Raw genomic sequence first — 19037 nt, forward strand, 5'->3', positions numbered from 1 at the left:
CGCACTTATGGTCATCAATTTCCTGCCGCTTTCCGAATCTGAACGCGACCAGCTGCTCGCTTCCATTGAGCCCTTGCCCATTCGCGGGCAGGCATGGCCCGCCTGGGTGAAAACAGTCGCCTGGGTTATTCTGGGGCTTATCGTCTTGCAGTCCCTTGTGGCATTCAACAAGGCCGGGGTGCAGGTGCTGTTTTCCATGACGGGCCTGATCCTGCTGGTGGTTTTCCTGGCGCTTGCCGTCACGACGCGCTATATGCAGACTTCTGTCACCACCATCGATTCACAGGGTTTGCGGCAAAGCTGGCTGACCCGCCGTGAAGTGGCCTGGCAGGACGTGACCTTCGCCAAGTTTGTGCCGATGCTCGCGTCCAAGCGGCTGGTGGTCTTCACAAAAAAAGGCAAACCTGTCGTGTTCCAGGGAGGCACACAGGATCTGCAGGTGGCGTTTGCAAAAATTTCGCTGGCGTTCAAAAATCGTAAGGTGTAACGCACAACAGGGCCGGTAGACAATGCTTGCGGGCAGTGCGCCAGTCTGGCCGCTGCACTGCCTGGGTCAACGCCATCGCACTACGCGCCGGTGTGCGGCGCTCAGTGTCTCTTATTTATTGACTTGGCGATCCGTATCCGCGGAGGCGACGGTCACCGGATCAAAATGCGTCGTCACCTGCAAAATATCATCGATCTGCATAATACGCGCGCAGGCCAGCTCGGAGATTTCATGCGCCGCCAGGATGGTCATGTCCGAAGGAAATTCAAGGTGGACTTCGACCAGAATCATGTCGCCGCTCTTGCGCGTCTTCAGATCATGAAATCCCTGCAGACCAGGAGTGTCATGCAAGGCCTGGCGAATCTGCTGTTCTATTTCTTCACCAACGGCATGATCGGCAAGATCGCTCAGGGCGGCAAGGGAGAATTTGCCGCCCATGCGTGCAATCATGGCGCCCACCAGCAGCGCGGCAAGCGGATCGGCCATGGGAAACCCGGCGATGTTTGCCAGAATACCGATAGCGACAACCAGTGATGAAGCCGCGTCCGAGCGTGCATGCCAGGCATTGGCCACCAGCAGAGCCGAGCGCACGCGCTGCGCTTGATTCAACATATAACGAAACAACAGTTCCTTGGCAATGAGCACACTGATGGCGACAAACAGCGCGCTCAGATGTACGGTGGCAATCGTTGACGGATCGGTCAGGCGCAGCCCCGCGCTCCAAACCATAGCCAGTCCCACTCCGAGCATGATCAAGCCAATGGCCAGCGATGCGATCGTCTCAAATCGGCGATGTCCAAAAGGGTGGCTGGCATCAGCCGCCCTGGCGGCATGGCGATTGGCAAACAGCACCACGAAATCGGAAAGAATGTCGGACAGTGAATGAATGGCATCTGCAATCAATGCCTGAGAGTGGGCAAACACGCCCACAATGATCTGGAATATCACAAGGGTGATATTGACGACGACGCTGATCCAGGTGCTGCGCCGGGCTACCTGCGAGCGCTCGCTTTCTGCGACAAGCTCTGATGCCTGATAGGAGGCAAGTCGGCGCGCAGGTACCGCAGAATGATCATGTTGATGGGTCATGTCGATGGGTCATGTCGATGGGTCATGTCCATTAGGGCTGAAAATAAAAGTGTCTTTGAGGTATGCTACTCAATTGTCCATCACTTTCCAAGTATCACGATTATGCTGAATGTTGTTTTTGCGGGAACGCCCGAATTTGCGCGCCAGGCGCTGGCAGCCATTGTTCAGGCAGGGTTTTCGGTTCCCCTGGTTATGACGCAGCCCGATCGTCCTGCGGGTCGGGGAATGAAGCTGACGCCCAGCCCGGTCAAGCAGCAGGCGGTCGCACATAACATCCCTGTGATCCAGCCTGTCAGTCTGCGCCTGGATGGCAAGTATCCCGACGAAGCCGCCAGTGCCCGCCAGACGCTGCAAGCACTGCAACCCGATGTCATGGTGGTGGCTGCCTACGGTCTGATCCTGCCGCAGTGGGTGCTGGATCTGCCCCGCTATGGTTGCCTGAATATCCATGCCAGCCTGTTGCCGCGCTGGCGCGGTGCGGCGCCCATTCAACGGGCGATCGAAGCCGGTGACAGTCAGACCGGCATTGCCATCATGCAAATGGATGCTGGCCTGGACACAGGCAATGTCATCGCCAGCGAGACCCTGTCCATTGTGGGCCAGAATGCCGCACAACTGCACGATGAACTGGCCGTTATGGGCGCACGGCAAATTGTCGCAGTGCTGCAGGCATTGGATAAAGAAGGTGTGCTGCACTCAAGCCCGCAGCCACAGGACGGCGTCACGTATGCCGCCAAACTGGATAAGCGCGAAGCCGCGCTGGATTTGTCGGAGGATGCCGTGACCCTGGCGCGCCGAGTCCGCGCCTTTAACCCGGCACCGGGGCAAGCGTAATGCTGCCGGGACTGGACAGCCCGGTCAAGGTGTGGGATGCCTGCGCGATCGAAGGTGCTGCGGGGGGCGCTGCTTCGGCAACGCCTGGGCAGGTGCTGGCGGTTACCCCCGAGGGCATTGATCTGGCTACGGGTAATGGCACATTGCGGCTATTGCAATTGCAGAAAGCGGGCGGCAAGCGTCAACCTGTAGCGGTTTTTGTCACAGGGTGGAAGCCGCCACAGGGCTGACCCCCGGACCTTGAGCGGTTTGGCCGGCAAGCGATGCACGCTTGGAGCATGCGCCGTGTTGTGGGGCCGCTGAGGGTTCGCTTTGAGCTCGTTGTGGGACCACGATGATCCGTTTTGAGTCGGTCCGTCAGCCGGGCAGCAACTGGGCCCGGATATCATCCGGGGTGGAAAACAGAAATTGCGGTCCTTTTGCAGACAGCACATCGGGATGGTTATAGCCCCAGGCCACGCTGGCGGCATGACAGCCCGATTCGCGCGCGGCGTCGATGTCGCGGATTTCATCGCCGATCAGCAAGCAGGTTTCGGGCGTGCAGCCGGTCTGGCGGTACAGGGTCTTGAGCCTGGATGCTTTGCCAAACAGGTCGCTGCCGCAGCGATACTGGTCGATGAATTCGGTTGCCCGGCCCAACGTGCGGCGCACATTGACTTCACTGTTCGAGCTCAGGACAGCGATCTGGTAGCCGGCGTGCCTGAGCGCAGCCAGGACCTGCTCAATGCCTTCAAACAGATGCACATCCGGCGACGCTTCCTGCATGCGCTGGCGAAATTCCATCAGAATGGCGGGCGCTTTCCAGAAGGGGATATCCAGTGTGCTCAGGATATGGCGTACATCGCGCTGGCGCAGCTGTTCCTTCTCGTCTTCGGCCGGGTTGCGAAACCCGTATTTTTGCGCCACGCTGGCCAGTACCGTATCAAACCACGGCAGAGTATCGGCCAGCGTGCCATCAAAGTCAAAGGCCAGCAACTGGTAAGGCAGAGGCTTCATCAGTCAATCACAATCATGATAGTGGTTTATGATCTGCCCACAGATCGTATTCATTGCTGTCGGTCACGGTACAGCGCACAATCTGGCCGGGCTGCAGTTTTTCAGCGCTGCTGATAAACACACAACCGTCGATCTCCGGCGCATCTGCGTGAGAGCGGCCTACGGCATCGCCGTCTTCATCGATCTCGTCGATCAGAACGTCAATTTCGCGTCCCACCTTGCGTGCCAGCCGGGCAGTAGAAATACCCTGCTGATGAGCCATGAAGCGCTCCCAGCGGTCCTGCTTGACGTCATCGGGCACATGATCGCCCAATGCATTGGCGGGTGCGCCCTCTACCGGCGAATACTGGAAACAGCCAACGCGATCCAGCTGTGCCTCTGTCATCCAGTTCAGCAGATATTGGAAGTCTTCCTCGGTTTCGCCTGGGAACCCCACTATAAAGGTGGAGCGGATGGTCAGGTCCGGACAGGTTTCGCGCCATTTGTGAATGCGCGCCAACGTGCGGTCTTCAAAGGCTGGGCGTTTCATAGCCTTGAGAACCCTGGGGCTGGCGTGCTGAAACGGGATATCAAGATACGGCAGGATTTTGCCTTGGGCCATCAGCGGGATCACTTCATCAACGCTGGGGTATGGATAAACGTAATGCAAACGTACCCAAATACCCAGTTCGGACAGTGCCTCGCACAGTTCGGTCATGCGTGTGCGTACGGGGCGTCCGTTCCAGAATCCGCTACGGTATTTGATATCTACCCCGTAGGCGCTGGTATCCTGAGAAATGACCAGCAGTTCCTTGACCCCTGCATTGGCCAGGCGTTGCGCTTCTTGCAGCACATCGCCCACCGGGCGGCTGACCAGGTCGCCGCGCATGGACGGGATAATACAGAAGCTGCAGCGATGGTTGCAGCCTTCGGAAATTTTCAAATAAGCATAATGCCTGGGCGTCAGCTTAATGCCTTGTGGCGGCACCAGGTCTACATAGGGATCATGCTCGATCGAAGGGGGGGCCGCTTCATGGACGGCACGGACCACTTCTTCGTATTGCTGCGGGCCGGTCACGGACAGCACGCGAGGATGAACCTGGCGAATGACCTGTTCCTCTACACCCATGCAGCCTGTCACGATTACCTTGCCGTTGGCGGAGATGGCCTCGCCGATCGCGTCAAGCGATTCGGCCTTGGCGCTGTCGATGAAGCCACAGGTGTTGACCACGACCACGTCGGCGCCTTCATAGGAGGGAGAAATATCATAACCTTCAGTACGCAACTGGGTCAGGATGCGTTCAGAGTCAACGAGTGCCTTCGGGCAGCCCAGACTGACAAAGCCAACGCGGGGAGCGGACATAGAAAACCTTTAATATATAGAGAAATAAATACGAAACAATGGGAAGCAATGCGCCCGGATGGGGTATGGGCAGTAAAATACCTTACCCTGAGGCGTCCGGTTTATTCTTGCGGCAGATCGAAACGGGCCCTGTTGCCAGCCCAGTTTCGATAACGGCATCACGCCTGTCAATGCGTTTGTGCCAGATTTATCCGGCAGCCTGCCAGGTTGACGGGCGCTTGTGCCATTTGCCCCAGGCGCAGTAGCAAGGCCGCTGGCGGTATTGCCTGTAACCCCGTATTCTTAACTTACAGTATAAATACGGTAAGTACAGTACCAAGTTGCAGGGCAGGGCTGATGCGCGCATAGGGAACCGGTTGCTGGCCGGTAACGCTTACAAAAGAGGCTTGCAAAAGAGACCGTATTTCTGACAGGACATCGCGAACTGCCAAGGCTTGTTTTTGGTCTGCCAGCCTGCTACCCGCCGCCGGTTATTTGCTATCGCAATGAATAATCAGGCAATTTTACCATTTTCGCTCACTAACGGTGTATATGCACAGTCAATTATTTATGCTTGGGGATTTCAGTCAATGACCCGTCCCGCTCAACCCACTTTGTCGCCGCAAGCGGCGTCGGTTACACCGCCCTTAAGCGAGCTTTTGCTGGCAACGGCATACGCAGTTGAGGGAGTCGGCGAAGGCCGTTCCCTGACCGATATCCTCAATGCCGAGCCGGCGAACCGGCGCGCGGCAGTGCAGTCTCTGTCATTTTATGTCATGCGCCAGCTGGCGCGCGGGCACGCGCTGGCAGACCTGTTGCTGGATCGCGGTCTGCCCAATTCGCTGGCTGACAGTCTTTTGATTACGGCTTTGAGCCTGTTGTCAGTGGACGAGAGGGAAGTACGCGATAACCCGCGGGTGCCGGTCTATGAGACCCACACCCTGGTTAGTCAGGCAGTCACTGCCGCCGGCCTGGATCGGAAAACCGCCGGCTTCAAAGGGCTGATCAATGCCTGTCTGCGACGCTTCGAGCGAGAGCGCGAAGCGCTGCTGGAGCAGGCATACCTCCGCAGCAATGTGCGCTGGGGCTTTCCGAAATGGTGGATAGGCCGGGTTCGCCAGGCATACCCGGCGCAATGGGAAACCATCCTGGCCAGCAGTTTTCAGCCGGGACCGCTCACCCTTCGCGTCAACACACGCAAAACCAGCCGGGAAGCCCTTCTTGCAGCGCTGCAGGAGCAGGATATTGCTGCCACGGCTATCGGCGATCATGGCGTGATTCTGGATCAGCCGCTGCCGGTGGCGAAAATTCCGGGGTTCGAAGAAGGCTGGTGGCTGGTGCAGGATGCGGGTGCACAGCTGGCCGCCCAGCTATTGCCGGTCACCGATGGCATGCGGGTGCTGGACGCCTGCGCGGCGCCGGGCGGCAAAACGGCGGGCTTGTTGATGCAGGCCCGATTGCAGCTGACGGCGCTGGATATCGACGAGGGCCGTCTGGAGCGGGTCGCCGCGAACCTGCAGCGGCTCCAATTGAATGACGCAGGCGTGGTGCTGCGTGCCGGCAATGCGATTGATTTGAAATCGTGGTGGGACGGTCAGCCTTTTGATGCCATTCTTGCTGATGTGCCTTGTACTGCATCCGGCATTGTACGTCGGCATCCTGATATCAGATGGTTGCGCCAGGAGCAGGATATTGTCGACACCGTCGCATTGCAACGACGCATTGTGTCGGCCCTGTGGCAGACGCTCAAGCCTGGCGGGACATTGCTGTACGTGACGTGTTCGGTCTTTCCGCAGGAAGGCATTGAGCAGGATCAATGGATGCAGCAGACGCTGGAAGGTGCCGTTGCGCTGCCGTCACCCGGCCAGCTTTTGCCAGGGCAGGGACAGGAACATGATGGCTTTTTCTATTCGTTGCTGCGCAAGCAGGGCTGAAGGCGCGACGTGGGCAGTTAAGCTGCCGGTGCCGGTTGGGTTAGGGTATCATAGGAGCACTGCAAGCGCCGGTGCTGCCAACCCCCATGACCCATTCCGGATGAAAAACCAGCCCGTTTTCATGTCAATCGCATTTATTCTCAGGTTTGCGCTGATCGTGCTGCTGGGCCTGGCCGTCAATGGAGGCACCGCCTTGCATGCGCAGACCACCGCCGCAGATGCCGGCGCCGCAGGTACTGGCACTGCTGCTGTGGCGACCATCAACAGCGTTGAAATTCTGCGGCAGGCTGATGGCTATGTTCTGAATGCCGACGTTGACCTGCCGCTGTCGCATGAGTTGCAAGTGGCCGCCCAGCATGGCGTGCCGCTTTACTTCACGGTCGAGTTTCGGCTGGTGCAGCCACGCTGGTGGTGGTTTGACCGGCAAGTGTATGATCAGTCGCAGACCTGGCGCGTGGCCTACAATGCGCTGGTGCGTCAATGGCGCGTCACTTCGGGCGACTACTCGGTGCCGGAAATGTCTCTGGACGATGCCCTGCAAACCATTACACGAATCTATAACTGGCCGGTGGGACCATTCCCTGATCTGGATCCCGACCAGCATTATGAAGCGCAGTTTCGCATGAAACTGGATACCTCTCTTTTACCGCGGCCCTTTCGGATGGACGCTCTGGGCGGACGCGCCTGGGCCTTATCGACACCATGGAAAAATTTCGCATTTCAATTTTCGGCAACCGTGCCCACGCCCTGATCAAGTGGGTGGTGCGACTGGTATTTATTGCCGCCGTGCTCGCGGCCCTGGTTCTGATGGGCCTGCTGGTGCGCTCTACAGGCAACTCGTCAAGGCTGGCGCAGCAGTACGATCTGCTGCTGCTGCTCAACGGAGTGCTGGCGCTGGCGTTGTTCCTTTGGGTGTCGATGCTGACCATTCGGCTGATCCGGCAATTGCGGTCCAGACAATTCGGCGCCCGACTGACTTTTCGATTTGCGCTGGCGTTTGCCGTGATGGCAATCATTCCAGGCGTCGTCATTTATCTGCTTTCCGTGCAGTTTATGTCGCGATCGGTCGAGTCGTGGTTCAACGTCAGGGTCGACAGCGCCCTGCAATCGGGTCTGACCCTGGGGCAGGCGTCGCTGGACAGCCAGGTGGGCGATTTGCTGTCGCGCGCCAGGCTAATGGCCGACGATCTGTCCACCGTTCCCGATCAGGAACTGTCGGTGGCGCTGACCCGCTTGCGTGAAAACACCACGGTGGGCGATGCCTGGTATTTACCGTTTCCGGCAGCAGGGTGGTCGGATTCTCCAGCTCTTCCTTTGGCAGCCTGCTGCCGCAGATGCCGCCTGTGTCGGTGCTGAACCAGTTGCGCCTGTCGCGCTCCTATGCCCGTACCGAAGCCGTCGAAGGTACTGATTTCGAAAACCCGCAGTTGCGCATTCGCGTCATCGTGCCGGTGTTTTCCAATTCCTTCAAGCTGGACGCGCCCCTGGGCGCTTCGCCCGAACCGTATCTGTTGCAGCTGACCCGGCTGGTGCCGGAAAATATCGGCAGCAATCTGAATGAGGTGCAAAAGGGATTCCGCGATTATCAGGAACTGGCCTTGTCGCGCCAGGGCATCCAGAAACTGTATGGCATTACCCTGACGCTGGCGCTGCTGGTTACGCTGTTTACTTCCATTGCCGTGGCGCTGGCCATTGCGCGGCGCCTGGTCAAGCCGCTGCTGACGCTGGCTTCCGGAACCCAGGCTGTGGCGGTTGGTGATTACCGGCCGTTGCCCGAACCTACGGCCATGGACGAAATTGGCCTGCTGACCCGTTCATTCAACGCCATGACGCGCCAGCTTGATGAAGCGCGCCGCCAGGTTGAAAGCAATCGCATCCAGCTGGAGCGCTCCAATGCGTACCTGGAAAGCGTGATGGCCGGCTTGTCCTCGGGGGTGATCGTATTTGATGAGCGCTTCAATGTGACTACAGTCAATAAAGGCGCCCAATCAATTCTGGACGTGGATTTGCGCTCCGTGCCGGGTCGGCCTCTGGAAGTGATCGATTCGCTGATTGAATTTACCCGGCAGATCCGCAAGGCATTTGCCGATCATGCCGCCGTGGGGTCCGAACGTCATTACTGGCAGGAGCAGATCACCCTGTCGACCAGTAGCGAAAGCGATGAAACCGACGATGTTACCCTGTTGATGCGCGGCACCAGGCTGCGCATTGACGGGCGTCCTACAGGCTATGTCGTGGTGTTCGACGATATTTCAGAAGTGATTTCGGCCAACCGGGCCCGCGCCTGGGGCGAAGTGGCGCGACGACTGGCGCATGAAATCAAAAATCCGCTGACACCGATTCAGCTGTCGGCCGAACGCCTGGCCATGAAGCTGGAAGGGCATCTGGACGAACGCAATGCCGGAATCCTGGCGCGCTCGACCAATACCATTATCAATCAGGTATCGTCGCTGAAAAAAATGGTGGATGACTTTCGCGAGTATGCACGAACGCCGCCGGCGCAAATGCAGCGTGTGGATATCAATGCGTTGATAGCCGATCTGGCCATATTGTATGGCTGGGACCCTGAAGGCAACGGGCATCATGACGAGCCCTTGTACCGTCATATTCGCCTGGATCTTGCGCCAGACCTGCCCCTGGCTGAAGCTGACCCGACCCAGTTGCGCCAGGTGCTGAACAACCTGCTGTCCAATTCGCGGGACGCCATGGCCGATCTGGTACTCGAAGGCGACGAACCCGGGATCACCATTCGTACGACCCTTACGCGCCCCGAGAAGGACCAGAGCACGGACGGACAGGCAATTCGTATTACACTTGAGGACAGAGGCGGTGGATTTTCTGCCAAGGTATTGCAGACAGCCTTTGAACCCTACGTCACCACCAAGGCGCATGGCACGGGGCTCGGACTGCCCATCGTGCGTAAAATAATTGAGGAGCATGGTGGCCGAATTGATATTGCCAATCGTAAGGACGGGGGAGCCCGTGTCTCAATATTACTCACGCGGCTTGCTCCGAAAACAGGCAATTAGCGCATTCCCGTGGTTATAATTGAACCCGGAACTTTGATCAGTACCAAAATGCAGTCAGAAAGTAATAGGTGACAAGATATGGCCAGAATTCTGGTGGTTGACGATGAAATTGGTATACGCGAACTTCTGTCGGAAATTTTATACGACGAAGGTCACACTGTAGAGCTTGCAGAGAATGCTTCGCAGGCACGTGCTGCTCGCCTGCGCTACCGGCCCGATCTGGTGCTTCTTGATATCTGGATGCCCGATACCGATGGTGTCAGCCTGCTCAAGGAATGGGGCTCGCAGGGTTTGCTGGATATGCCAGTTATCATGATGAGCGGACACGCAACGGTAGACACTGCGGTGGAAGCCACCCGCATTGGCGCCATGGATTTTCTTGAAAAACCCATCACGCTGCAAAAACTGCTCAAGACCGTGCAGGCCGGCCTGATGCGGCCGCACGCCAAACAGGTCCTGGCATCGGCAACCAACGGCGCCAATCGCGCGCCGGCCGCAGCGCCTGCTGTCAGGCCAGGCACCGCGGCGGCGCCTGCAGCTGCAACAGTCCAGGGTTCGCCGATTGCGGCTGAGCCGGAGACGCCTGTACAAGGATCTCAATTGGGCAGCATTTCGCTTGACCAGCCACTGCGTGATGCCCGGGACGAGTTTGAGCGCGTCTATTTTGAATATCACCTGGGTCGCGAAAATCACAGCATGACTCGGGTATCGGAAAAAACCGGCCTGGAACGCACGCACCTGTATCGCAAGCTGCGTCAACTGGGTATTGATTCCTCACGCAAACGCAATTCATGAAGATCCTGATCCTTGGCGCGGGGCGTGTTGGTGCGAGCGTCGCCGAGAATCTTGTCTCCGAACAAAACGATATCACGATTGTCGATACCGATGGCGAGCGCCTGCGCTACCTGCAGGACCGCATTGACCTTCGCGGCGTACAGGGCGATGCTTCCATGCCCGAAGTGCTGCGCGCAGCCGGGGCCGACGATACCGACTTGCTGGTCGCCTGTGCGGCGACCGATCCGGTCAATCTGGTTGCCTGTCGGATTGCCAAGGATGTCTTCAATATCCCGCGTCGCATTTCCCGTGTCCGCAGCTACGATTTTTCCAGCAATCCGGAACTGATCAAGGAGAGCTTCGGCGTTGACTCCGTGATCAGTCCTGAAAACAGTGTTACCACCTATCTGCACAGCCTGATCGAATTTCCGGAAGCGCTGCAAGTGGTGGAATTCGGCGCAGGCCGCTTAAGCCTGCTGATCATCCGTATCGGCCGGGTCAGCCCGCTGATCAATGTACGTGTCAATCAGACCGGTCATAATTTACCGAACATCAATGCCCGCGTGCTGGAAATTTTCCGCAACGGCGCCTCGGTTGCGCTGGATCATCAGTCTGCAATTCAACAAGGTGACGAGCTGGTGGTCGCTGTCGATACCCAGGAAGGCAAGGACGCGGTAGCCAAGCTGCAGTACGCTTCGCGCAAGGTGCGTACAGTCATGATCGCCGGCGGCGGGAATATCGGTTACCGGCTGGCCCGCAAGCTGTCCGAAGGCAGCTATAACGTGCGCCTCCTGGAAAGCAACCGGGAGCGTTGTGAAACCCTGGCAACCCTGCTGCCCAGCAAAGTGCTGGTCCTGCACGGCGATGCGACTGATGAGGCCCTGCTCGATAACGAAAATATCGAAGAGATGGACACCTTCCTGGCCGTTACCAATGATGATGAAGACAATATCATGTCGTCCCTGCTGGCCAAGCGGCTGGGCGCACGCAAGGTGGTGGCCCTGATCAATCGCAAGGCTTATGGCGAATTGATGGAAGGCAGCCTGATCGATATTGCCGTCTCGCCTTCCCAGGCGACCATTGGCGCCTTGCTGCGCGATGTGCGCCAGGGCGCTGTGGTGGCCGGACATCGGCTGCGCTGGGGCAATGCCGAAGCCATTGAGTTTGAAGTCAATGGCGATAACAAGAGTTCCCAGGTGGTGGGCAAGTCCATTGCTGAACTAAAACTGCCAAGAACCGCCATCGTGGCGGCTATTTTGCGCGCAGACGAAGTCATTCTGCCCGAACCGGCAACCGTTATTCAGCCGGGCGATCATGTGGTGGTTTTTGCCGGCAATCGGCACGATATGCGGCGGGTCGAAAAACTCTTCCAGGTTTCCGTGTTTTTCTTCTAGGCAGCCTACATGCGCAATATTCTGAATGTCCTGCATGCGCTTAGCCTGACCATGATCGGCTTTTCCACCATCCTGCTGTTTCCGCTGGCCGTCTCTCTGTATTTTGAAGACGGCGCGCACAATGCCTTTCTGATCAGCCTGGGTATTTCCCTGGGAATTTCGGCCGTGCTTTGGAAGCTCACCAGCAGTTCCAAGGATGAAATCAACGCCCGCAACGGGCTGCTGCTGGTCTCACTGGTCTGGCTGGTGTTTCCCCTGATCGCCTCGCTGCCATTTGTGATCGATGCCAGTATAGAAGGATTTTCACTCAGCTTTACCCATGCCTATTATGAAGCCATGTCGGGCATTACCACCACCGGTGCGTCGGTGTTGAACAATATCTCGGCGCTGCCGCCATCAGTCAATATCTGGCGTGTTACCCTCATTTGGGTCGGTGGGATGGGTATTCTGGTGATGGCCGTGGCGATCATGCCGCTACTGGGCGTGGGTGGTTATCAGATCATGCGTGGCGAAATTCCCGGTCCCATGAAGGAAGAGAAGCTCACGCCTCGCATCGCCGGGACCGCCAAGCACTGTATGCCATTTATATTTCGTTATCAACGCTGTGCGTCATCAGCTATCGTTTGGCAGGCCTGTCGTGGTTTGATGCCTGGTGTCATGCTGCATCCACCATGGCATTGGGCGGTTTCTCGATTTACGATGAGGGCTTCCTGCACTATGACTCGCCCATGGTCGATGCGGTAGCCTGTGTCTTCATGATCCTGGCCGGAATCAGCTTTGCCACGCATTACAACGTCTTGAGATATCGTAATCTGCGCTATTACATTACCTGCCCGCAAACAAAAGTATTTGTCGGCATTATGTTGCTTGGCGGGTTGGCCGTCAGTGCCTGGCTGTATTTTGACGGCGTATATCCAAGCATCGTTCAAGCGCTGCGTTTTGGGATGTTCAACACTATATCGCTGGCCACAACCACTGGTTTTGCCAATACCGACTATCTGCATTGGCCGGTGTTGTTGCCCGTGATGATGCTGATGTTGGGCAGCTTTTCTTCTTCCGCTGGCTCCACCGGCGGCGGGATTAAGCTGATTCGGGTCATTGTGATTCTCAAGCAAATTAGCGCCGAGCTGCGCAAGGTGTTGCATCCGCATGCCGTTTGTCCTGTGAAGTTGCACCGACGGATCGTGCCGCCAGCGATTATTTCATCCATCATGGCGTTCGTGCTGGTGTTTGTTATCATGAATCTGGTGCTCACCGGCGTGATGGTGATGTCCGGCCTGGACTTCACCACAGCGTCATCGGCGGTGTTTGCCAGCCTGTCCAATATCGGCCCGGGCTGGGTACCGTTGGTCCCATGAGCAATTACTCCGGACTGAGCGATTTTCAGATCTGGGTGTGCACCTTTGCCATGCTGATCGGCCGGCTGGAGTTTTTTACCGTCCTGGTGCTCTTTACTCCTGGATTCTGGAAGAAATAGGGCGCCTGTTTGGCCCACACACTTACCCTCAGCTGACGTTACCCATGCTTCATATTGCCCTGTTCGAACCTAAAATTGCGCCCAATACCGGCAATATTATTCGCCTGATTGCCAATAACGGTTGCTGGCTGCATTTGATTGAGCCCATGGGATTTCGCATTGATGATGCAAAAATGCGCCGCGCCGGGCTGGACTATCACGATCTGGCCAAGGTAACGATTCACCCCGACTACGCCGCGTTTGTGGCCAGCATATCTGGCCAGCGGATTTTTGCCATTACTACCAAAGGCACGCGCGCCTATACCGATGTGGTGTACCAGGATGGGGATGTGCTGCTTTTTGGCGCAGAAACCACGGGGCTGGCTCCCGAGGTCATGGCCACCTTTGCCGACAGTGAGCGCCTGAGAATCCCGATGTTGCCCAATAATCGGAGCCTGAATCTGTCCAATGCCGTGGCTATTGTCAGTTATGAAGCATGGCGACAACTGGGGTTTGCGTCGGGCAGCTAGCGCTGCTGCCGTGTGAATGCCAGCCGGAGAATGCAAGATCGCCGGCATTCAAGCGAATCCCGATAGATTATTTTGCAAATTCACCGTGTCGGGACCGCACCGGCGACGCGGGGCGTTAAGGCGCGGCAGGCCCGTTGCGGCCCACAGCGCTTTAGCACTTGGCCTCATGCAGGTTGCAGATAACGCCAGATCAGCCGTGCAGCGGTTTTTGCGGTAAGCCCGTCATGGTCATACTCAGGGTTGACCTCTGCGATATCCAGCAGTCGCAGTTTGCCCGATTCCTGGGCCATGCCCAGAATCGCTTCGATGACCGACAGACTCACGCCGTAAGCGGCTGGCGCCGATACGCCGGGCGCCTGCCAGGCGGGCAGCACGTCCATATCAATGGTCAGATAAAGATGAGATACCTCTTGCAATTGCGCCGCCACAAATTGCCGTATCTGGGGCAACTGGCTTTCCTGCATCTGGGTGTCTTCCAGATAGGTCACACCCAGCTCGCGGGCCCGCTCGAACAGAGCCGGCGTATTGGACAGAAGCGAGACGCCCAGGCAGCAATAACGAACAGACCGGCCGTGTTGCGTTGCATGTTCCAATACCTGATCGAACGGGGTGCCCGAGCTGCCGGGCCGGCTGGTGCGTAAATCAAAATGCGCATCCAGATTAAGCACCAGCACGGTCCCTGGCTGCGCCGTTGCCTGCAAATGCTGATCCAGCCCCAGGTAACTGCCATAGGCAATTTCATGGCCTCCGCCGATGACGGCCAGGCGTGAGGATGTGTTCAACAGCGTGCCGATCCTGTTTGCCAGCCGGCTTTGCGCCAGTTCCAGATTATTATCGTCGCAGCCAATATCGCCTGCATCGTAAAGACGTTGCAGTTTATGGGCAGGCAGGCCCGCAAGCGCCCGACGCACATGATCCGGCGCCTGGCGTGCGCCCATGCGCCCATGGTTGCGATTGACGCCTTCGTCGCAGCAAAACCCCAGAACAACGGCTTGCCCGTTCAGGGAGTCAGGAAGGGGATCGCCCAATGGCTGGGCAATCTGGTGAAGCCGGCAGGTGTCGCCTCGTTCGGACGAGTCAACTCTGCGACCCAGGAAAATATTGCTTTTGTCATTATGATAAGTGAAATTCAAGCGTTCAGGACTGCCTGCAAAAATGAACGAGTGCGTTCATGCGCCGGCTGTGTAAATATGACAGAGGGGATATCTTCTTCAAGGATCACGCCGTGATCCATGACCACCACCTTGTCGGCTACATCGCGGGCAAAACCCATCTCGTGGGTAACGACCAGCATGGTCATGCCCTCGCTGGCCAGCATTTTCATGACCTGCAGCACTTCGCCCACCAGTTCGGGATCCAGCGCCGAAGTGGGTTCGTCAAACAGCATGACCTCCGGTTCCATGGCCAGCGCCCGGGCGATCGCCACGCGCTGCTTCTGGCCGCCAGACAGGCTGGCCGGCATTGCGTGGGCTTTTTCCTTTAAGCCCACTTTTTCCAGTAATGACAATGCGAGTTTTTTTGCATCGGCATCGGTGGTGTTTTTCAGTGTCCTGGGCGCAATCGTGACATTGTCCAAAACAGATAGATGGGGAAACAGATTAAACGACTGGAACACCATGCCAACGTTCATGCGCAATGCATTCAGGTCTTTTTCGGCAATCAGTTTGCCGTCCTTCAGCAACGCTTGTCCGTTGATTGTGATATTGCCTTTTTGCGCTGTCTCCAGGCCATTGCAGCAGCGCAACAGAGTGCTTTTCCCGGAGCCGCTGGGGCCAATCAGGACCACGACAGAGGATCGGGCAATGTCCAGGCTGACGCCCTTGAGCACTTGATGATCGCCGTAGAATTTTTCAACGCGATCAAGATGAATCATGGATGGCGTCATTGAACCATTCCTCCGGCTTTGAGTGAGTTTTCTACTTTGCGCAATATGAACATGGCGGTGGCGGTCAGCACCAGATAAATGAGGGCAATGACCAGATACGTTTCAAGCGAACGATATGACACGCTGATAATTTTCTGGCCTTCATGCATCACATCGTGAATCGTCAGCAAAGACACCAGGGCGGAGTTTTTGATCAGCGCGATAAACTCGTTGCCCAGGGGCGGGATCATGCGTACCAGCGCCTGGGGCAGAATGATTTTGCGCATGGCCTGACGCGCGGACATGCCCAGTGACCGGGCCGCTTCGCCCTGTCCCTTGTCCACCGATTGAATGGAACCGCGCACTACTTCGGAAACATACGAGGCCGAATACATGCCCAGCCCCAGTACGCCGCACAGGTAGGCCGGCAACAGAATGCCAAATTGCGGCAGTCCGAAGAACCAGATAAACAGCTGCACCAGCAGGGGTGTGCCGCGGAAAATCGTCAGGTATGTGCTGCACAGCATATAGATAAATTTGCGCTCGGGATTCAGACGCCCGATACCGATGAGCAGACCGACGATGCACGAAAGCAGCAATGCGCCGGCAGTGACCTCGATGGTCACCAGGGTTCCGCGCAGCAGCGGTTCCCAGCCGGCCAGGACAGGAGAGAAATCCAGATTCATGATTTGGCCTCAAACCACTTGTCTACGATCTTCTGATAGGTGCCGTTGTCACGGATTTTCTTTAGCGCTGCGTTCAGCGCATCACGCACTTGCGATTGTGATTTGCTCACGGCAATGCCGTATTCTTCGGTAGTAATCTGTTCGTCCAGAACGATGAAGTCCGGATTGTGCTGGGCGTAGAGTTTGGCCGCCGGTCTGCCTGTCACTGCCGCATCAGCACGACCGATCTTGACCAGGTTGAACATTTCCTCATTCTTTTCCACTTCCACGCGCTTGATGTCGGGGAAATGCTCGGTCAGATAGTTGACCGATTTGGTTCCGACCTGAACCGAGACTTTCTTGCCATCCAGATCTTTGATGTTTTTGATGTTGTTGTCTTTCTTGGTCAGGACGACGAGGCCACCCGCGTAGTACGAATCGGTAAAGTCCACCACATTTTTACGTTCGGGCGTAATGTAGATGCCCGAAATGGCCGCATCGGCGCGACCGGACACAATGGCAGGAATCAGGCCCTTGAAGTCAATGTTGGTCAATTCTATCGGGCGGTTCATTTCCTTGCCCAGCGCATGAATCAGCTCGATATCAAAACCGGTAGGCTTGCCGTCCTGAAAAAACTCCATGGGTGGAAAGGTGGCGTCTGTGACCACGCGCAACGGCGCGTCGGCAGCGACAGAGAGGGCGGGGGCTGCCAGGCCAAGAGCCAGCAGACCGGTAAGAAAAAATGTTTTCATGAAAATTCCTTCACGTGAGTTAAACCAGGAGCGCTTTAAGCGTGGTTGAAATATTGGCTGCAGCCTTCACGGTTGCATCAATCAGTTGCTGACTTCTTGGCAGAGCCCGGGCAGTGGGTGCCATCAGCGTAATGGATCCAAGTGCGATCCGTTTGTGCTGAAAAAGCGGCGCACTGACACCCCAGACTCCATCGTCTACTTCGCCTTCGGATACTGCAAAACCTTGCTGCTGAATCTGGCGCAAATCTGCCGCCAATTGCGCCGCCTGCGTGCCAGTCAGCAAATTCTGCTGTACGGCTTCCTGCACAATCACCTGCTGTTTGGCTGCAGGCAGAAACGCCAGCAGGGATTTGGCGGACGCTCCGCGGATCAAGGGCAGCGAGCGCCCCTTGACGAACGAACAGCGCAGGGAATTTGTGCTTTCGACCATATCCAGGCACACCGCCATTGCGTCCAGCGCAACCAGTATGCCGACCGATTCACCGGTCTGGGTAGACAGGGTCAGCATATCCCTGCGTGCATGTTGCAAAAGAAAAGACGATTGGCTGAATCCCCATGCCAGAGGCAGACAACCCGGGCCGGGCATATATTGCCCCTGTGATTCGAAAACAAACCCCCACTTTTTCAGTAGCGTCAGTTGCCGGTAAAGCGTGCTCTGTGGCAAACCGGTTAACGTGATCAACTCAGCCACGGTGACGGGTCGTTCGATTTTGGCGAAAACCGACAGAATATAAAGCGCGCGATCGGCGCCGCCTTTGTCCGATTGAGAAAGCATGTGCCTGCTGAGAAAAAAGAAGAGAAACGCAGAATAACGTCAATTTCTCAATAATTAAATAATGTATTCCTGATAATTGAGAAAATAATGGAAAACCCCAATTCAACAGACAAGGTAGCGGCGGCGCTCGGTACGGTATAAGGGAGCATCCGATAGAAGGCCAGCCGCGTTGCCCGACCTTGTCGAGGTATCGGCTGGCTTTTCGGCAACTGATCAGGCTCCACCAGGGGGGCGACGGATGCGTGCACCGTGCCGCTACGCCGCGCCGGCACTCGTGCTCTGATCAGTCCGGGTTCGACAGGGTATCCGGCAAACCGACACCTTCGGACTCGTCGCGGGCGACGCAGGGTGTTCTGGCGATGACTACGGCAAAGACCCGTTCTGCGCCAGCTGCGATGAGCGCGCTGGCGGCGGTATTGAGTGTGCTGCCCGTGGTCAGCACATCGTCCACCAGCACCGCGTACTGCAACTGGATATTGCGAGCGCAATAATATAGATGTGCGGTGTTGGCGCGCCGCTGTCGGCGGTTCAGCGTGCTTTGCTTCAGATGGTCGGGCTCCCTAAAGAGCAGTGAATGCAGCACCGGCATGTTCAGTAGCCGGCCAAGTCTGCAGGCGAACTCGCCCGCCGGATTAAAGCCACGTCTTCGCAACGAGCGGTGGCTGCCGGGAATTGGAATCAGCGGCGTTAAGGCCGGCCACGGTGGGCAGCCGCCGCGCGGGTCTGCCCGTTGTATGGCCTCAACAGCCAGCGCAGCAAAAGCGGCGGCCAGCTGAAACTGACGGGCGTTTTTATAGCGCAGGATCAGGCTGTCCGCGGGGCAAACATAGTCAAAGGCGGCGATGGTTTTTTCCAGCAATGGCGTCTGGTCGGCGCAGTCCGGGCACTGGGCCCGGCGCTGGCAGAGCCAGTGCGCAGCGGGGGCAGCGCCACGGATGATGCCGCATGGAATGCTGCACGTCGCGAGTGCACCCGGAGCAGAGGCGACCAATTGGGGCTGGGCCATTACACAGTGCGCAAGCGGCCCCAGTGATTGCAGGCAGGCGTGCGCGCAGGCGGGAAAATCGTAGGGAAAACGGCCTGACTGCAGTCATGGCAGGTCACCTTCATTACAATGGCAGATTGCATAATCTGCCA

The 19037-nt window shown here is 57.2% G+C and carries 15 protein-coding genes and 3 pseudogenes; 9 read left to right on the forward strand and 9 right to left on the reverse strand.

Translation table 11 applies throughout. The annotated features are described in order from the left end of the window. Positions 1 to 7 precede the first annotated feature (7 nt). Entirely contained in the window at positions 8 to 487 is a 480-nt protein-coding gene (locus TKWG_RS03760; protein WP_014749544.1) for a membrane protein, read from the forward strand. 111 nt (positions 488 to 598) lie between these two features. On the opposite strand, the gene TKWG_RS03765 is transcribed toward TKWG_RS03760, so the two are convergent. Then, positions 599 to 1576 carry a cation diffusion facilitator family transporter gene (locus TKWG_RS03765; protein WP_014749545.1) on the reverse strand — a complete coding sequence of 326 codons (978 nt, stop codon included), beginning with the start codon at positions 1574 to 1576 and terminating at the stop codon, positions 599 to 601. Between the two features lie 105 nt (positions 1577 to 1681). Here TKWG_RS03765 and fmt point away from each other — a divergent pair. Continuing rightward, positions 1682 to 2640, forward strand: a pseudogene (gene fmt / locus TKWG_RS03770) (methionyl-tRNA formyltransferase). A gap of 127 nt (positions 2641 to 2767) precedes the next feature. Here the strand turns inward: fmt and TKWG_RS03775 are convergent. Next, positions 2768 to 3397, reverse strand: coding sequence for an HAD-IA family hydrolase (locus TKWG_RS03775; RefSeq protein ID WP_041709832.1), 630 nt, complete (start codon positions 3395 to 3397; stop codon positions 2768 to 2770). A gap of 22 nt (positions 3398 to 3419) precedes the next feature. After that, a complete protein-coding gene (gene rimO, locus TKWG_RS03780) occupies positions 3420 to 4748 on the reverse strand; it encodes a 30S ribosomal protein S12 methylthiotransferase RimO (protein ID WP_014749547.1) in 1329 nt (442 codons plus the stop codon). A gap of 569 nt (positions 4749 to 5317) precedes the next feature. On the opposite strand from rimO, the gene rsmB reads away from it, so the two are divergent. The 7 genes and pseudogenes from rsmB to TKWG_RS03815 all read left to right on the forward strand — a co-directional run bounded on the left by rsmB (position 5318) and on the right by TKWG_RS03815 (position 13844). Continuing rightward, positions 5318 to 6661, forward strand: a complete 1344-nt coding sequence (gene rsmB / locus TKWG_RS03785) for a 16S rRNA (cytosine(967)-C(5))-methyltransferase RsmB (protein ID WP_050981700.1) — start codon at positions 5318 to 5320, stop codon at positions 6659 to 6661. Between the two features lie 121 nt (positions 6662 to 6782). After that, on the forward strand, positions 6783 to 7412 hold the full coding sequence (locus tag TKWG_RS03790) for a DUF4390 domain-containing protein (protein ID WP_171815116.1): 630 nt from the start codon (positions 6783 to 6785) through the stop codon (positions 7410 to 7412). After that, a pseudogene (locus tag TKWG_RS03795) lies at positions 7412 to 9690 on the forward strand (ATP-binding protein). Before TKWG_RS03790 ends, TKWG_RS03795 begins: the two are co-directional and overlap by 1 nt. A 78-nt stretch (positions 9691 to 9768) precedes the next feature. Beyond that, positions 9769 to 10485, forward strand: coding sequence for a response regulator (locus TKWG_RS03800; RefSeq protein WP_014749550.1), 717 nt, complete (start codon positions 9769 to 9771; stop codon positions 10483 to 10485). Then, a complete protein-coding gene (gene trkA / locus TKWG_RS03805; protein ID WP_014749551.1) occupies positions 10482 to 11858 on the forward strand; it encodes a Trk system potassium transporter TrkA in 1377 nt (458 codons plus the stop codon). The genes TKWG_RS03800 and trkA overlap by 4 nt, the downstream gene beginning before the upstream one ends. A gap of 9 nt (positions 11859 to 11867) precedes the next feature. Then, positions 11868 to 13335: pseudogene (locus tag TKWG_RS03810) on the forward strand (TrkH family potassium uptake protein). A gap of 44 nt (positions 13336 to 13379) precedes the next feature. Next, positions 13380 to 13844 (forward strand): tRNA (cytidine(34)-2'-O)-methyltransferase, encoded by a 465-nt coding sequence (locus TKWG_RS03815; protein WP_014749552.1) that lies wholly within the window; start codon positions 13380 to 13382, stop codon positions 13842 to 13844. Positions 13845 to 14008: 164 nt separating this feature from the next. Here TKWG_RS03815 and hutG read toward each other — a convergent pair whose 3' ends face one another. From hutG to TKWG_RS03845, 6 genes are all read right to left on the reverse strand, one after another. Next, complete coding sequence (gene hutG / locus TKWG_RS03820; protein ID WP_014749553.1) at positions 14009 to 14977, reverse strand: formimidoylglutamase; 969 nt, start codon at positions 14975 to 14977, stop codon at positions 14009 to 14011. After that, the gene (locus TKWG_RS03825; protein WP_041708984.1) at positions 14974 to 15729 is read right to left on the reverse strand and encodes an amino acid ABC transporter ATP-binding protein; all 756 of its coding nucleotides are present in this window, start codon (positions 15727 to 15729) and stop codon (positions 14974 to 14976) included. Before TKWG_RS03825 ends, hutG begins: the two co-directional genes overlap by 4 nt. After that, entirely contained in the window at positions 15726 to 16394 is a 669-nt protein-coding gene (locus TKWG_RS03830; RefSeq protein WP_014749555.1) for an amino acid ABC transporter permease, read from the reverse strand. Before TKWG_RS03830 ends, TKWG_RS03825 begins: the two co-directional genes overlap by 4 nt. Next, positions 16391 to 17125, reverse strand: coding sequence for a transporter substrate-binding domain-containing protein (locus TKWG_RS03835; RefSeq protein WP_014749556.1), 735 nt, complete (start codon positions 17123 to 17125; stop codon positions 16391 to 16393). Before TKWG_RS03835 ends, TKWG_RS03830 begins: the two co-directional genes overlap by 4 nt. Positions 17126 to 17144: 19 nt before the next feature. After that, a complete protein-coding gene (locus TKWG_RS03840; RefSeq protein WP_014749557.1) occupies positions 17145 to 17900 on the reverse strand; it encodes an IclR family transcriptional regulator in 756 nt (251 codons plus the stop codon). Between the two features lie 283 nt (positions 17901 to 18183). After that, a complete protein-coding gene (locus tag TKWG_RS03845; protein ID WP_014749558.1) occupies positions 18184 to 18906 on the reverse strand; it encodes a ComF family protein in 723 nt (240 codons plus the stop codon). Between the last annotated feature and the right edge of the window lie 131 nt (positions 18907 to 19037).

Source organism: Advenella kashmirensis WT001 (genome assembly GCF_000219915.2).
Lineage (GTDB): Bacteria > Pseudomonadota > Gammaproteobacteria > Burkholderiales > Burkholderiaceae_B > Advenella > Advenella kashmirensis.

Excerpts from the sequence above, each read along its gene's own strand:
- TKWG_RS03830 (WP_014749555.1), bottom strand. The coding sequence starts at position 16,394 with ATGAATCTGGATTTCTCTCCTGTCCTGGCCGGCTGGGAACCGCTGCTG.
- TKWG_RS03835 (WP_014749556.1), bottom strand. The coding sequence starts at position 17,125 with ATGAAAACATTTTTTCTTACCGGTCTGCTGGCTCTTGGCCTGGCAGCC.
- TKWG_RS03760 (WP_014749544.1), top strand. The coding sequence starts at position 8 with ATGGTCATCAATTTCCTGCCGCTTTCCGAATCTGAACGCGACCAGCTG.
- TKWG_RS03790 (WP_171815116.1), top strand. The coding sequence starts at position 6,783 with ATGTCAATCGCATTTATTCTCAGGTTTGCGCTGATCGTGCTGCTGGGC.
- rsmB (WP_050981700.1), top strand. The coding sequence starts at position 5,318 with ATGACCCGTCCCGCTCAACCCACTTTGTCGCCGCAAGCGGCGTCGGTT.
- TKWG_RS03845 (WP_014749558.1), bottom strand. The coding sequence starts at position 18,906 with ATGGCCCAGCCCCAATTGGTCGCCTCTGCTCCGGGTGCACTCGCGACG.
- TKWG_RS03825 (WP_041708984.1), bottom strand. The coding sequence starts at position 15,729 with ATGACGCCATCCATGATTCATCTTGATCGCGTTGAAAAATTCTACGGC.
- TKWG_RS03800 (WP_014749550.1), top strand. The coding sequence starts at position 9,769 with ATGGCCAGAATTCTGGTGGTTGACGATGAAATTGGTATACGCGAACTT.
- trkA (WP_014749551.1), top strand. The coding sequence starts at position 10,482 with ATGAAGATCCTGATCCTTGGCGCGGGGCGTGTTGGTGCGAGCGTCGCC.
- TKWG_RS03815 (WP_014749552.1), top strand. The coding sequence starts at position 13,380 with ATGCTTCATATTGCCCTGTTCGAACCTAAAATTGCGCCCAATACCGGC.
- rimO (WP_014749547.1), bottom strand. The coding sequence starts at position 4,748 with ATGTCCGCTCCCCGCGTTGGCTTTGTCAGTCTGGGCTGCCCGAAGGCA.
- TKWG_RS03840 (WP_014749557.1), bottom strand. The coding sequence starts at position 17,900 with ATGCTTTCTCAATCGGACAAAGGCGGCGCCGATCGCGCGCTTTATATT.
- TKWG_RS03765 (WP_014749545.1), bottom strand. The coding sequence starts at position 1,576 with ATGACCCATCAACATGATCATTCTGCGGTACCTGCGCGCCGACTTGCC.